This is a genomic window from Paenibacillus sp. OAE614 (assembly GCF_040546645.1).
GTDB classification, from domain to species: domain Bacteria; phylum Bacillota; class Bacilli; order Paenibacillales; family Paenibacillaceae; genus Paenibacillus_AQ; species Paenibacillus_AQ favisporus.
Genome location: NZ_JBEPOD010000001.1, coordinates 3,126,534 through 3,140,422, shown reverse-complemented (window position 1 = coordinate 3,140,422; position 13,889 = coordinate 3,126,534). Strand labels below are relative to the sequence as shown.

Annotated in this window: 13 protein-coding genes; 2 read left to right on the top strand and 11 right to left on the bottom strand. The window is 47.6% G+C overall.

Annotated features, from left to right (window positions below):
• Positions 1-113: 113 nt before the first annotated feature.
• The 8 genes from ABIE48_RS14450 to ABIE48_RS14415 all read right to left on the bottom strand — a co-directional run bounded on the left by ABIE48_RS14450 (position 114) and on the right by ABIE48_RS14415 (position 9,034).
• Positions 114-1,628, bottom strand: coding sequence for a response regulator transcription factor (locus tag ABIE48_RS14450; RefSeq protein ID WP_192714134.1), 1,515 nt, complete (start codon positions 1,626-1,628; stop codon positions 114-116).
• Positions 1,603-3,432 (bottom strand): sensor histidine kinase, encoded by a 1,830-nt coding sequence (locus tag ABIE48_RS14445; RefSeq protein WP_192714135.1) that lies wholly within the window; start codon positions 3,430-3,432, stop codon positions 1,603-1,605. Before ABIE48_RS14445 ends, ABIE48_RS14450 begins: the two co-directional genes overlap by 26 nt.
• Before the next feature lie 303 nt (positions 3,433-3,735).
• Entirely contained in the window at positions 3,736-5,148 is a 1,413-nt protein-coding gene (locus ABIE48_RS14440) for an MDR family MFS transporter (RefSeq protein ID WP_192714136.1), read from the bottom strand.
• Between the two features lie 156 nt (positions 5,149-5,304).
• A complete protein-coding gene (locus ABIE48_RS14435; RefSeq protein ID WP_192714137.1) occupies positions 5,305-5,772 on the bottom strand; it encodes a MarR family transcriptional regulator in 468 nt (155 codons plus the stop codon).
• Between the two features lie 94 nt (positions 5,773-5,866).
• The gene (locus ABIE48_RS14430) at positions 5,867-6,298 is read right to left on the bottom strand and encodes an SRPBCC family protein (RefSeq protein ID WP_145165178.1); all 432 of its coding nucleotides are present in this window, start codon (positions 6,296-6,298) and stop codon (positions 5,867-5,869) included.
• A gap of 59 nt (positions 6,299-6,357) precedes the next feature.
• Positions 6,358-7,272: a tetratricopeptide repeat protein gene (locus tag ABIE48_RS14425; RefSeq protein WP_192714138.1), complete on the bottom strand. Its 915-nt coding sequence runs from the start codon at positions 7,270-7,272 to the stop codon at positions 6,358-6,360.
• Between the two features lie 189 nt (positions 7,273-7,461).
• Complete coding sequence (locus ABIE48_RS14420; protein ID WP_192714139.1) at positions 7,462-8,199, bottom strand: SDR family oxidoreductase; 738 nt, start codon at positions 8,197-8,199, stop codon at positions 7,462-7,464.
• 118 nt (positions 8,200-8,317) lie between these two features.
• Entirely contained in the window at positions 8,318-9,034 is a 717-nt protein-coding gene (locus tag ABIE48_RS14415; protein ID WP_192714140.1) for a MerR family DNA-binding transcriptional regulator, read from the bottom strand.
• Between the two features lie 200 nt (positions 9,035-9,234).
• Between ABIE48_RS14415 and ABIE48_RS14410 the strand changes: the two genes are divergently transcribed.
• The gene (locus tag ABIE48_RS14410; RefSeq protein ID WP_192714141.1) at positions 9,235-10,311 is read left to right on the top strand and encodes a GntR family transcriptional regulator; all 1,077 of its coding nucleotides are present in this window, start codon (positions 9,235-9,237) and stop codon (positions 10,309-10,311) included.
• Positions 10,312-10,512: 201 nt separating this feature from the next.
• Here the strand turns inward: ABIE48_RS14410 and ABIE48_RS14405 are convergent, their stop codons facing one another.
• On the bottom strand, positions 10,513-11,079 hold the full coding sequence (locus ABIE48_RS14405) for a dihydrofolate reductase family protein (protein ID WP_192714142.1): 567 nt from the start codon (positions 11,077-11,079) through the stop codon (positions 10,513-10,515).
• Positions 11,080-11,218: 139 nt separating this feature from the next.
• On the bottom strand, positions 11,219-12,157 hold the full coding sequence (locus ABIE48_RS14400; protein WP_145019493.1) for a ketopantoate reductase family protein: 939 nt from the start codon (positions 12,155-12,157) through the stop codon (positions 11,219-11,221).
• A 161-nt stretch (positions 12,158-12,318) separates the two neighbouring features.
• Between ABIE48_RS14400 and ABIE48_RS14395 the strand changes: the two genes are divergently transcribed.
• Positions 12,319-12,873 carry a TetR/AcrR family transcriptional regulator gene (locus ABIE48_RS14395; RefSeq protein WP_145019496.1) on the top strand — a complete coding sequence of 185 codons (555 nt, stop codon included), beginning with the start codon at positions 12,319-12,321 and terminating at the stop codon, positions 12,871-12,873.
• Positions 12,874-12,978: 105 nt separating this feature from the next.
• Here ABIE48_RS14395 and ABIE48_RS14390 read toward each other — a convergent pair whose 3' ends face one another.
• Positions 12,979-13,836 carry a LysR family transcriptional regulator gene (locus tag ABIE48_RS14390; protein ID WP_192714143.1) on the bottom strand — a complete coding sequence of 286 codons (858 nt, stop codon included), beginning with the start codon at positions 13,834-13,836 and terminating at the stop codon, positions 12,979-12,981.
• Positions 13,837-13,889 lie beyond the last annotated feature (53 nt).

Here is a 13,889-nt window from a genome sequence, read left to right as displayed (position 1 = left end):
GGTTGAATGCGTTTTCGATGGGAGAAACGATGCAGCATCAAGGGCCCGGGTTCCCTCGTATGTTAAGATTAGATGGATTACGGATGGGTGAACACCTGTGCTTTTGCCCATTTTTAGGGGGTGAATTTTCTTTTTTGCATTTGAGCGTATGTTTTAGGGGGGGCGCCGACGATTCGTTTGAATACTTGGCTGAAATGCTTTGGATCCTCATAACCGACAAGTCTGCTGACATCCGTGATGCGGGCTCCCTCACTCAGCAGCGTTTTGGCTGCTTCGATCCGGTGCCTGATCAAATAGTCTGAGAAGGTGTACCCAGTCTGGGTTTTAAACAGGCGTGACAAATAACCGAGGCTTACGTGATGTTCCGCGGCAAACTGCTGAAGTGAAAGATCATGCTCATAATTCGAATGGATATGATTTAACAGAATGGGGACAAGTTCCTTGGGTTTCTGATCTAAAGGTGTCTGCCCGCCGAACAGCCCGAGCACTTTACAGGTGAGCCAGCCGGACAGTTCGTCATACGTAGTGAATTCGTGAAGTATATGCATGTCGTCATGGAGCGCGGCGATTCGGGTGTCCCGGTTAGAAGAAGCATGAAGGTTATATTTGAGCGAATAGAAAAGATCACTAATGAACAGCGTCAGCTGCTTCAAAGTCAGTTGATGATGCTTCAATTCATGAACTATGCTCTGAATCGTATCTTTCCCCTTTTGAATTTCTCCCTGTGCGATAAAATTTTGGAGCAGCCTGGCACGATCCCATATTTCGCCGATTTCAGCCTCTACAGCGTATGTGTCCGGCGTTACGTATGTGGACATCCCGAACTTCCGCTGTTCCCCGATCATTTTGTTCAATGCCGTATAGCTGGAGTGCAGGGACTCCCCCTTCTTCTTGATGACGTAACCTATGTGCACTTGAATTCCGGAATGGATTAATTGTTGATAGAGCATTTGAAGGCAGGACGTACAATATGCAACAAGCTGTTCATCCTCTAAGGCTGCCAACAGGACCTTCCGCTTCGCGCCAACGTCGATGCAGTAGAGGTCTTGTTCCCGCAGCCGCTTGAGAAATACCGATCGTACGCTGCCGAGCGCCGTATCCTTCCCGCCCTCTTCCGAAGCATGGCCATTTATTTGCAGTAATGCTGCAAAATATAGGCTCCCGGTAACAGATGCCGTATACTCATTCTCCGGGGTCTCTGAAGACAAGAGCATCTGTGTGACGGCTGCATGCATACGTTCGGTTTTTCTTTTCGTATCGTTTGTAATTTGAAGAAGCGTTTGATCGATGGCCGCGTATAAAACCTCCTTGCGCACAGGCTTCAGCAAATAGTCGATGACTCCCATTTTCATTCCCTGCTGGGCATAGGTAAACTGGTCATGCACGCTCAGCACGATCGCTTTGAGGTCTGGGTGGACGCCGATTAACGCTTTGATCAATTCCAGCCCGTCCATCCCCGGCATCGTGATGTCGGTCACTACCAGGTCGGGCGTGTTCTCATAGGCCGCGGCCAACGCTTCATCTCCGCTGCCAAATGCAAAAATGCGGTGCTGCGCCTCATAGATCCGGAACAATTCGACGAGCTCCGCAAGCGCCCAATGCTCATCCTCCACCAGAAATATATTCATCCGAAGCCTCCTCCTTATTCCAACTGTCGTGATCCCTAAACGGTAACGTAATCCGGACGATCGTCCCTCCACCCTGGCTGCTCTCCAGCTCCATCCCGTATTCAGCCCCATAGAACAACCGAATCCGTTCACGGATATTGCTGAGTCCGATGCCATACGGCTGGTCTTGAATGCGGCGGCTCGAATGTGCAGCATGCTGGAGTGCGCTCCGCAGCCCTTCCAGCTTCTCCTTGTCCATGCCTTTGCCGTTATCGGACACCTCGATGACGAACGAGCTGCCGTTTTGCATCGCCCGAAGGTCAATCCTTCCGCCGGACTTCATGTTACCCAGTCCATGGATAATGGCGTTTTCGATCAGAGGCTGTATCGTTAATTTCAATACCGATGCATGGAGCAGATGCTCAGGGACGGACACGTGAAGCTCGAACCTGCTGCCGAAACGGTGATGCTGGATGTTCATGTAGTTTTCGATATGGTTCAGTTCCTCTTGAAGGGGGACCGGGTGCTGCAAATTTTTCATGCTGTACTGGAACAGCTCTGCGAGCGATTCCGACATTTCGGCAACCTCCTCGATGCCCCGGACACGGCTGATTGACTTCATGATGTTCAGGGTGTTGTACAAAAAATGAGGATTGATCTGCGCCTGCAGCGCCGATAACTGGGCATTTTTCTCCGCCAATTTGGATTCGTATACTTCGTTGATCAAGCGGGAAATGCTGTCCAGCATGTTGTTGTAAATCCGGCTCAGCCTGCTGATTTCGTGATTTCCTGTTACGGACATGTACTGGCTGAAATCGCCCTGCTCGACCCGCGTCATTTTCTTCATCAAGTTACGCAGCGGAATCGTGATCTGGTGAGACAAAACATAAGACACGAAGGCGATCAGGACTGTGGCGAGCAGCCCGGCAAGAGCGAGAATATACTGCGACTTCTTCTGCTTGGACAGTAAAAAATCTTTCGGCGTAAGAATGACCGTATTCCATTTGGTATAATCCGAATGCTCGATCGTGTACAGGTAACGCTGCCCCATCCACGTCAGTTCCCCCGAATGAGGCGATTTCTGAAATGCGGACTTGCCCAGTCCCGAATGGGTGTTTCCGGTCAGTTCGTCCTTGTCGTCGTAAACGATTTCTCCCTGGTCCGTCACAATGAGAACCCTCATGCTCCGTTCAAATTCGTTGGCATCGGACATGACGAGCATGTCGTTAATCACGTTCACATTGATGTTGATCTTCATATACGCGAGGGTGTCCCGATAAGGGATGCGGTTGATGTTCCGCACGAAAGAGATGACCTTCTCCCGGCGGTCTCCTCCGGTATTTTCCTCAGAGACAGGCAGTAAAATGAACTTGTTTGTCATGATTTCGGCTGTCCGGGGATACCAGATTTCATCTTCCAGATGAAAACTGACTTTAGGTCCGCTGGCTTTCGATACAAAATAAGCATTATGGTCCAAAGTAAACAGGTAAATACTCTGCAATTGGGATCTCGACTGTAGATGCGTGAACAGCCGATTGTTGATCGTGAGTTCGATTTCGTTCTGTTCCACAGGATCGTCGGAATGGTAATGATCGATCAGGCTGTTCTGGATGATGGAATCCCCGATGATCGACACGGATAATTTTTCAATGTCCTGAACATACAGCTCGAACGTCCTGCTGAACTGCCTCGTAATCGTATCCGATAGTGCGAACGTTTGGCTTTTGATATCGCTTACATTTTTGTAGTCAAACATCAGGCAGGTCAACGTCACGATAAACAGGGATACCGCCGAGAATGCGATAAACATTTTTGTTTTCAGCAAATAATCATTCCACCGTTTGATAGGGCTCTCCTCCCTTTATCCATGCCATGTTCTTGAGGAAATCCTTGTGTAAATCCTCCGGTTCAGATCGTTCTGATCAGATCACCACCTTCCTCCAAATACTTCCGGTTGTCTTTCTTTGGATGCCTATGCGCCGGATGATTGTCCTGTATTCGCTAACCGCCGTCTGGAACCCTTGTCACGCAAAAAAACGAATGCCAGGTGGCATCCGTTCCTTATGGAAGCTGTGTGAATGGCAGCAAAAATGAAATGCATCTGCCTCTGAATGTGAAGAGATGATCGTTATGATGCGCTTTTTTTATGGGTAAGGAATAGACCCGGGATGCAGATTACCGCAAGGACAACGGCGGATACTAAAAATCCTGTATGATAACCCTTTAATCCGTTCGCTATCGTTGACTGCATTCCTTGGAGAGCCGCTGCGACGACAGTTGCGATAATCGCAGAGCCAAAGCTTGAACCCAGGTTTTCAATCATATTGATCCCGACACCTGCTTGCGGAAGTTGTTTGCTGTCCAGTCCTGTATAAGCGTCACTTGTAAGCGGAAGCATAATTCCTCCAAAACTGGTACCCCGGATAAACAATACGATGGAAATCCAGATCATGCTTGTATGATCGGTGATAAAGATCAGCGGAATGGAACCAATAAGCGATATGACAAGGCTGACCAGAACTACGTATTTCGCGCCGATCCGATCAATCATTTTTCCGATCAGCGGCCGGGTAATGAGCATCCCGACCCCTTGGGGAATTAACGCAAGCGCTGCCTCAATGGCGGTAAAATGCCGGAAGTTTTGGAAGAACAACGGCAGGATGATCATCGGACCCATGACGGCAATATTCGCCAAAAACAAGCCGATACTCGCAGCCGTGAAGCTCTTGTGTGCAAATAAATTCATTGGAAGCACGGTTTGATTTTTTTGGATCCGATTGTATACGAAGTAAAAGACGGCTAAGGCAAGACCCATGCCCACCCACAGGATAGTTTCACGATTGTTAAAGGATGCATGGTCCGCTGCTTTCGTAATGCCGTAAATCAGGGCCGCACTCATGAAGGACAAATCAATAATTCCAAAAACATCAAGTTTACTGTCTTTGTCAAATGGTTCAAAGTCGGGAATCTTTTTCATCATCAGAGGCGCAGCAATCAGAACAATAAACACGTTAATAAAGAATATCCAATGCCAAGAGGCGCCTTGAACGATAAAGCCCCCGATGACTGGCCCTAGAATTGGTCCAAAAATCATAGGCGTACTGACGATGGCCATCACTTTCCCCACATTTTCAGGACCTGCTGTTTGAACCAACAGGGTGGACATGAGCGTCGTTATGATCCCCGCGCTGAATCCTTGAAGCAGACGAAAAAAGATGAAACTGGAAATATCCCAGCTTACGCCTACTAACACCGAAATGACACCAAAAGCGATGACTGCTCCGATAAAGATTTTCTTTCCGTTACATGTATTCATAAGCCATCCGGATACCGGAACCGCAATCGCAAGGGCTAAAACATACCCTGTAATGGACCACTGAACGATATCCAGCGTCGTATTGAAATCCTTAGTTAGCTGGTCGATGGCGATGTTCACCATCGTTGAGTCCAGCATTGGGGCAATGGCTCCGAGAGCAATCGCCCAGGCGGCAATAAGCATTTCTTTGGGCAATCCTGGTTCCTTGGCTTTGAATTTTGCCATGTTCATCACCTCACAGAAGGTTGTTGTTTGTTTCCTTGTCAACAATAACGCAATTTTGTTTCCCTGTCAACAATATAATCATAACAAAAAAGCAGCCATGCTCCATAGAGCCCGACTGCCTGCGGTTTTCTTATTCATTATTCGAATGGGTCCATCTTAATGAATACTAATACCCTGTTTCATAATTTCGGCATCCAAATGCCTGCTGTACGCTTGGATGAAGCGAAGCATAGCGTCAAATTGCTCCTCGGTTACCTGCTCAAACACGGCTTGATCCCGTTCTTGAAACTCTTTGTGCAGTTTCTCATGGATGTTATAAATGAACTTCCCCTGTTCCGTAAGCCTAAAATAGATTTCTTTTTTGTTATCCGGCTTCTGGTAGCTTTCGATCAGGCCTTTTTCCATGAGCTTCTTCGTTAACTTACTTAGGGCACCTCTCGTCATATAAAGGGATTCCGCAAGTTTGGTTACGTTGGGATCCGCGTTTTTTCCAATGGCTTCGATGCAATGGACTTCAGAAGGCTTATACCCCTTAAGACTGTCTTCCATCTTGGATTTATTAAGCCAAGCCATCTTGTTAAATAAGTCCCTGAAATCCATCATGACCTGTTCTTGTTTATTCATGGTCTGCCCTCCCGCCCGTTGGTGCATGACCCTATTATATGGAGATTTTGTTTCTATTTCAACAATATCGGCGGCTATGCAAGCATTTGACTAACTATTTGATCAGGGAGGCTCTCAATTGAACACCATATTCCAAATACCCTTTTAAACAAGTCAACATATAGACCCATCCTTCTTTATTATCCACTAATTGACGTATCCAGTCCTGCTCGTTTTCGTTAAACCCTTCTTCCGTCACCTCGACGATACTTTCTGAAATCCCCGATTCAGCAATGGTAATGGTAACTTCATGCCCTTCTCCATCGGCGCCCCATTGAAACACGATTTTTTGGTTTTCTTTGATTTCCATGATCTTGATATCGCCCCGAGCATCGTATTCGTCGTATCTTAATGTAATCGTTTTGCCTTGTTCCCATCTTTCAGAGCTAGAAGTAAACCAGAAATTCCCTATTTTAGCTGGATCAACGAAAGCTTCAAACACTTCACTGACCGGTTTGCCGATCTTCATTTTGGTAACGTTGTTCATGCGACCCATTTCCTTTCATTTTGGAGTTTGTCCACATCATTATAGCCTGATTTCTCATTTCATTCATGATACTCGGGATGTTGATGGCGCTCGCATCCGAACAAATAACAGCCGGACCGCAAGGAAGTATCGTATTTCATGGGAGGAATATAGCCTGCCGAAATACGCTGGAGCAGCCCCTCATACGCCTTCTGTTCCTCAGCCAGTTTCTGAATATACTCGGCCTTTTCATCCTCCGTCCAATCGTCGTCAAACGCCTCTTTGTCCGCGTCGCGGATTTCCTCAGCTTTTTGCTGAATGACTTCATTAAGGATTTCATATGCGCGCCTTGCTTCATTGATTTTCAATAAAGCGTACACAAAGCGGCCAACCCAGTCCGGTGTCTTCCAGTATAACTTCCATCCTTTTTCAAACCATTCAACAGCCTGCTCAAAACAGCCCAGTTCAACATACAATTCCGCCATTTCGACCTGGCCGACAAATTCTTCGTCTTCTTCGGAAAAGGCGTCCAGTTTCGCTTTAGCTTCCTCCGTTCTTCCCAGTTCAATCAAGCACTTAATGTGGCTGTACATCGCATAGTCAGAGGGCTGAGCACTACGCTGAAAATAGTTGGCAGCACTCTGAATATCTCCCAAATGATATTTCGCGATCGCCAGGTTATTGTACACTTCCTCCGAAGGCTGAATCGCCAATGATCGGGCCAGTATATCCGATGCTTCCGGCCACTTTTCCATGACGATATAAACCTCACCCAACAAATTATATGGAAAATATGATGCCGGTTTCAAAGCAATGGCCTCTTGGAGCAATGCCAAGGCTGTCTCGTAATCTTCCTCTTCATGCACATAGATCCACGCAAGATTGGTCAAAGACTGAACGTCCCGTGATTCTTCTACGGCTTGTTTGAAAAGCGCTAGCGCTTCGTCGTATTTATTTTGTTCAAGGCACGTGATGGCCCTTTGATTCGTGTTCAATTGGTATTTCTCCTTTGGTCTTAGGTGATAGTCATCATGCAGCAAATCGGTCGCTACACAAAAATGTTATGCTCTATACTCCTTTGTGACAAGCTAAAAAATGATTATAGCCAAACAAGGAAAAAAGCTCCCGCAGCCGGAAGCTTTAATCGTTAGGTCTCTCCGCTAGCGCGGATGACTCGTCATTATTCAGTTGAAACCGCCGTTAACGCGAATCGTCTGTCCCGTAATCCACCGTGCTTTGTCACTGACCAGCAGCTCGACCGCATTCGCAATGTCCTCCACTTCTCCAAGTCGACCGAAGGCGTTCATACGGCGGAAGGATTCGATCAGTTCCTCGGATTTTCCGTTCAAGAACAGATCAGTTGCTACTTGTCCCGGGGCAATGGTGTTAATCGTGATTCCTTTAGGGCCGAATTCTTTGGCCAATTGACGGGTGATCTGCTCTACTGCACCCTTGGTTGCCGCGTAAATACTGTAACCCGGGAGCATGGCTCCTGCAACCGAAGTTGAAAAATTGATGATCGTCCCGCCTTGCGCCATATGCAAGTTCGCTTGCTGGCAAGCAAAGTACGTTCCTTTCACGTTGATATCGAAATGCTGGTCGTACATGTCTTCCGTCACTTCAGCGATCGGTGCTACCCCCATGATCCCGGCATTGTTGACCAGAATGTCCAGGCGTCCAAACCGCTCCAGCGTCTCCGTGAACAGCGCTTCGACTTCATTCAAACGGCCTACATTGGCGCGAATGGCAGCCGCTTCGCTGCCGGCCTGCTCAATCGCCTGTACCACCTCAACCGCTTTTGCCTCATTTGAGGAGTAATTCACGACGACCTTCGCGCCGGCATCTGCCAATTGTAACGCAATTTGTCTCCCGATCCCTCTCGATGCTCCAGTAACGATGGCAACTTTTCCATTCAAACTCATATCCGTTTCTCTCCTTTAGAATGTATTGGCCGTGCCATGTCTCCCGTGCCCGACCTTATGTACTCATTATAGGAAAAGGTGGTTGGGCATCGTTAGAACATACCTATTCAATTCTTGCCTATTTCTCTTCGTAGATGGAATGGAGCTCAATGTATCTCATCATTTCGGATATGCCGTTCATTTGGAGTTTCAATTGCTCATTCAGCTTTTGCAGTGCCACTTTGAAAGAGCGTTCAATCGCAGCGAGATCAGATGTCTCTAAAGCGGCAAGCAGCTGCTTCATATTTTCAATAAAATAGACGGTTTTCCTTAGACTGCTCAGTACGATGATCTTTTTTAATTCCCCTGACGTAAAGACCCGATACCCGTTTTCCGGGTTCCTTTTGGAGCGAATAAGCCCCTCCTTTTCCCAATGGCGGATGGCGGAGGGGTTTACACCAGCAATCGCGGCCACTTCCCCGATTTTCATTTCTTCCGTTACATGTACATTTCTGTACTTGGTGAAATCGGTTTTCTGGATCAGGCCCATGATTTCTTCCACGCGTTGTTTCTCTACTTGAATATGGTATTGATGGAGATTGATTGTCCATAGTGCCTGTTCGACGTGCCCTTTTTTTAGCAAACTCATGACATCGTAACTGACAGGTATTTCGAATCCTTTGATTAAGGCGCGTAAAGCGATGAAAGCTTGTACATGCAGCGGTGTGTAATACCGTCTATTGCTGGATGTTCGAGGTACATCCGGCACCAAATTCAGTTCTTCATATCTCCGCAAGGTAGTGGTGCTGACATGAAGTCTCGTGGCCATCTGCTTCGGCGTGTAGTTTTTGTCCATGGACGGTCCCTTCTTTAAAGTAAAACCTTAAACTTATGTAACATATTATAATAATTATGGGTCTGACCTACAAGGAATGTTGGGATATCAGCATGCATACGGTATCTGTCGCAACTTGTTTCAAACCTGCAGTGCAGAACCATATATTTTACCCCGATGTACGATATAATTAGGGATATGTCTATAAGAGGTGAACCTACATGAGCAAGAACGACTCAACATTGCCAAAGTACCAGTTAGTGAAGGATTATGTGCTTTTGCAAATAGAAAATAAAGAGCTTGGCTCCCATGACCGAATTCCGAGCGAATCCGAGTTCTCCAAACTGCTTGACGTCAGCTCGATCACGGTGCGAAAGGCGCTGGCGGAGCTGGTCAATGAAGGAGTCATTTACCGCATTCGGGGAAAAGGGAGCTTTGTCGCCGATCCGGCCGTTTCTGTACATAAAACATCCAGTTACGTCACTTTTATGATTTCCGGCAACGAAATGTATGACGCTTCGTATATGCAGATCATTAAAGGGATTCAGTCGTTCGTAAACCAGCAGGACTGCAGGCTCATCATTGAATTTGTGGAAAACGACGTGGATCAGGAGCGTGAGGTCATTCAAAAGCTGATCCAATCCGAGAACCGGGGACTGCTTATTTATTCCGCGCATCCGGAGATGGCCAAAGGATATCTGAACGAGATTCGCCGACAGTCGATTCCCTTTGTCATGCTCGATCGTATTCCTGCAGGTTATCCCGTCAATTGCATTACGTGCAACAACCACGACGGCGCCTACGAAGCCGTGGAGTATTTGATTGCCCAAGGTCATCGGAAAATCGGATTTGCTGCTTATGATTTCCATTTGAGTACCGAGGTCGACAGGTTTAGCGGGTACCGGAATGCCATGACACATGCCTCCCTTGCCCCGGCTGACGAACTGTTATATCTGGAACGGGATTTGGACTATACGAAGCTATGCAGGCAAATTCAACAAGGCGAGCTGACCGCAATCTTTTGCGTAAACGACCGGCGGGCGCTCGAAATGATCGGGCAGCTAACCCAGCGGGGAATCAAAATTCCCGAGCAAGTATCCATCATGGGATTCGACGACATCGAAAGCGCCAAATACGCCAAAGTATCGCTGAGCACCGTCAAGCAGAATTTTGAGGAACTCGGCTACGAGGGGGCAAAGCTTCTGTTCGAAAACAGCAGCAGTGAAACGCTCAACAGTTACAAAAAGATATTGCTGTCCACTCAGCTTGTCATACGCGAATCGGTCAAAAAGCTATAGCCTTGCCGCGGCCGACTCCTAAAAAAACCAACAACCCGAATGCGCTAAAAGCAAGGGTTGTTGGTTTTTTGTTCATATAGGATGTACCTCATCAATTTAATCCGCTTGGTCGATGTGCCTGCCGCGTTTGTGAAAATTAGCTGAAGAACGCACGATTGGAACTCGGCCTGAAAAGGAACCTGCGGATTTTCTGCCTATTCATTATATATGTTCCGTTTTGTACTGTAATCCAACGACTCCGTTGGAATAGGTTTTGGTTTGCGTCAACTGCAGCGATTGCCGCTTTCCAGCCAAAGCGAATAATTGCTCGCCTTGTGAGGCAACGACCGGATGAACCAGCAGCCATAATTTGTCGTAAAGCCCGTGCTCGATAAAGGTTTGCCACGTCTTCACGCCGCTTTCCACTGAAATTCGCTGTACGGCTTTCTTACGGGCTTGGAGTTCTTCAGCAAGGGAGTGCTCGTCTTTCACCCGCAATAATTCCGAGTTTCTCCAGGTTAGTTCCACATCGGAGTGCGATACCACCAGTTTAGGAATGTCGTTCATCTTTTTGGCAATGGCCTGCTCCAATGCATCGGATGAATTCTCCGCCTGCTGCCAGTATTCGGCTAATGAGGCGTATGAGTTTCGGCCGACGATGATCGTGTCGATCGTCTGATAATAGTCAAGATAATCTTTGAGAATTTCCTCGCTCAGCGTCATCCATAGATGCTCGTCCGACACAATACCATCCAGCGAGACCTGCATGGTAAGAATGATTTCACCCATATCAATAACAACCTCCCATAAAAGCGTTGTAATTAAATGCATTATATCAGTGATCCCGGGAGCACGTTTCTCACCGATTGCTCATTCTCCTATTTGGTAAATTTATGGGGGTCCGGATGTTGGTTAACAGAATCGTTGCCTAGCGGCTCTCTGCTTTATTACTTCCAAAAAACTGTTTTTCGAGATCGTCAAACCGGGGAGTAGGCACGCCCGCATTACGCTTCCAATCACCGAACGCTTCGAAAAAGGCGGCGATTTCCTCGAAAGATCCGTCCACCAATCGGGCTACCGGCAGGCTGTGGTAAATTTTCAGCGCCAAGCTGGCCGTCCGTTTATGATTGCGAAAAAATGCCGCTTGACCGGTAGGCGTAATCGTATATCCCAAGGCTTCAAGCACATCGAAACCTTCATCAATCGCCGCAATGATCTGCGTACGTGTTTCTTTATCCTTGGCTATTTCTTGCAGCCTTCCGCCTTTGGCAAACAAGGCAGCATTCATCGCCAAAATTGGAACGATGTGGCTCTTTAGCCAAGCGTCCATATCCTCGTGAAACACCAGCTTGTATTTTGTGCTTGCGAATGCTTTTTCCAGCAATGGTCGAAAAGAAACTGACCCGTCAATCCCGCCCAGTACCATTTGCCCGCCTGCGCGGATGCAGACGATGCGTCCGTTTTCCCTCCGGCCCGCGCTAATCTGAAAACCAAAGGCGACCTGTTTATCGGTCCGGCTCATTTGCTGCAGTTCTTGCTGCATCTTGCTGGAATCCGCATTATTTCCTACCAGAACGATATGACGGCTCTGATTCGCAGCCAGAATAGGCAGCACGGATGGAAAATCCGGATAGGTCATGACGACAAAGATGAGATCGAAGCTTTCCTCAGCGTCCAATGTACGAATAACCCGGATCCGGTCGACCGTCGTTTTGCGCTGAATATAGTGGCGGATAACGAGGCTGCTCTGCTCCAGTTCCTCCGCCCGCTTGCCTCTGGCCAATACAGTCACATCATGGCCTCCGCGCACCAGTACGTGCGCCAAGTAGCTGCCTAAGACGCCTGCCCCATACACCAATATGTTCATGAATACTCCTCCGCTTCAGCATTTTAACAAATATTGATTTATCAACAAATGTTGATTAGACTTAGCATATCAATGCGATAAGACAGCATCAATCGCTAATGTTCTTGCTTTTGTCGATAAATCAACAAACACATATCGAGTGTTCAAAAAAAGGAGAAACGATGGATAGACGGATTGCAAAAACGCGGGAAGCGATACTCAAAGCCTTCGTCGAGTTATTGGAGGAGAAAAAAATCGAGCATATTACGATCAACGAAATTGCGGATCGGGCCAATGTGAACCGGGGGACCATTTATTTGCATTATGCCGACAAATACGACTTGCTGGATCAGTGTATCGACAGCTACTTAAAGCAATTGTACGAGACCTGCATGCCTGGAAAAGACACAACCTTGTTTGCGTCCGATGGCCCGCTGCTTGAAACGTTTGAATATTTGGAACGGCATGCGCACATCTACGAAACGTTGTTGACAAGAAAAGGAACCCACGCGTTCAGAGGCCAAATGATGGCTTTTATCATTAGGGGTGTCGAGGAGCAGGTCCAAACTTATGGCCTTCCGCAAGGAGCGAATCGGGAGATCACGGTACAATTCGTGGCGGCTGCAATCACGGGTCTGGTGGAATGGTGGATCGTAAATTCGATGCCGTATCCGCCAGAAGAGATGGTTAAGCAATTGGTGATGCTGCTGGAACAGCATCTGCCGACGGTTTCCTGATGCAAACCAGACACGCACCATACAAGCAGCAAAAAAGCCGCCTGACTGGCGGCTCTTCGTGTGTACCTCCTATAAGGACGCTGTCTGATTTTTTCCACTCCATCATTACACAGCCATGGAATCCAGTATCAATTTGGAGAATGCAACGAACGCTTTGCTGGAATAACGATCTTTGCGGCGGATAAGGCAGGTCTGTGTATACCTGTACTGTTCCGGAATCGGGAATGATCCGAATGCTGAATAGTCCACTGCTAAGACGGAAGCCGGCAGCAGCGTGGCAGCAAGTCCTGAGCGTACGCACCCGATCAGTGTCTCCAGCGAGCTGAATTCGATGATGTTATCGAAAGAAACTCCCTCGCTTCGCAGCCAGGCCTCCAATGCCCTCCTGAATGGACAGCCTGCCGGTGATACGGCCCATCTCGTCTGTGACAAATCCGGGAAGCCGCGCATATGTGGCGGGGTTACCAAAGTTAACTCTTCTCGCTGGATAAGTTCAGAAACAAGGTACGGAGAGTCAAATTCGCCGATCACGAACGCTCCATCCAATTGATGGTCCAGCACTTTAGTCAGAAGATCCGATGATGTCCCGGACCAAATAGACAGCGAAACATCGGGATACCTACGTTGAAATTCTGCCAGGGTATCCATGAAATCCAGACAAGTTACACTGTCCACCACACCGATCGCAAGCGGTCCGCTAGGAAATTCCGTTTCTTTAACGACTTGCACCGCTTCTTCCGACAAATTCAGAATGTTCTTCGCGTATTCACTGAAGGTCACTCCTTTATCGGTCAACGTTACTCCTTTAGGATGTCTGTAAAATAAGGGAAGACCTAGCTCTTCTTCCAACTTGCGAATCCTTGCCGTTACATTCGATTGTACGTAGCCCAATCGTTCGGCAGCCCGGGAAATGTTCCGTTCTTCTGCGATGGCCAGAAACACCTTCAGATCCGATAGCTCCATTTACGACTAACCCTCATTTCGGTATCAATAATAATGATGCTAGTATGATTTTC

Excerpts from the sequence above, each read along its gene's own strand:
- ABIE48_RS14415 (WP_192714140.1), bottom strand. The coding sequence starts at position 9,034 with ATGGACAAAAACTACACGCCGAAGCAGATGGCCACGAGACTTCATGTC.
- ABIE48_RS14400 (WP_145019493.1), bottom strand. The coding sequence starts at position 12,157 with ATGAACATATTGGTGTATGGGGCAGGCGTCTTAGGCAGCTACTTGGCG.
- ABIE48_RS14395 (WP_145019496.1), top strand. The coding sequence starts at position 12,319 with ATGGATAGACGGATTGCAAAAACGCGGGAAGCGATACTCAAAGCCTTC.
- ABIE48_RS14435 (WP_192714137.1), bottom strand. The coding sequence starts at position 5,772 with ATGAATAAACAAGAACAGGTCATGATGGATTTCAGGGACTTATTTAAC.
- ABIE48_RS14450 (WP_192714134.1), bottom strand. The coding sequence starts at position 1,628 with ATGAATATATTTCTGGTGGAGGATGAGCATTGGGCGCTTGCGGAGCTC.
- ABIE48_RS14410 (WP_192714141.1), top strand. The coding sequence starts at position 9,235 with ATGAGCAAGAACGACTCAACATTGCCAAAGTACCAGTTAGTGAAGGAT.
- ABIE48_RS14440 (WP_192714136.1), bottom strand. The coding sequence starts at position 5,148 with ATGGCAAAATTCAAAGCCAAGGAACCAGGATTGCCCAAAGAAATGCTT.
- ABIE48_RS14390 (WP_192714143.1), bottom strand. The coding sequence starts at position 13,836 with ATGGAGCTATCGGATCTGAAGGTGTTTCTGGCCATCGCAGAAGAACGG.
- ABIE48_RS14420 (WP_192714139.1), bottom strand. The coding sequence starts at position 8,199 with ATGAGTTTGAATGGAAAAGTTGCCATCGTTACTGGAGCATCGAGAGGG.
- ABIE48_RS14430 (WP_145165178.1), bottom strand. The coding sequence starts at position 6,298 with ATGAACAACGTTACCAAAATGAAGATCGGCAAACCGGTCAGTGAAGTG.
- ABIE48_RS14405 (WP_192714142.1), bottom strand. The coding sequence starts at position 11,079 with ATGGGTGAAATCATTCTTACCATGCAGGTCTCGCTGGATGGTATTGTG.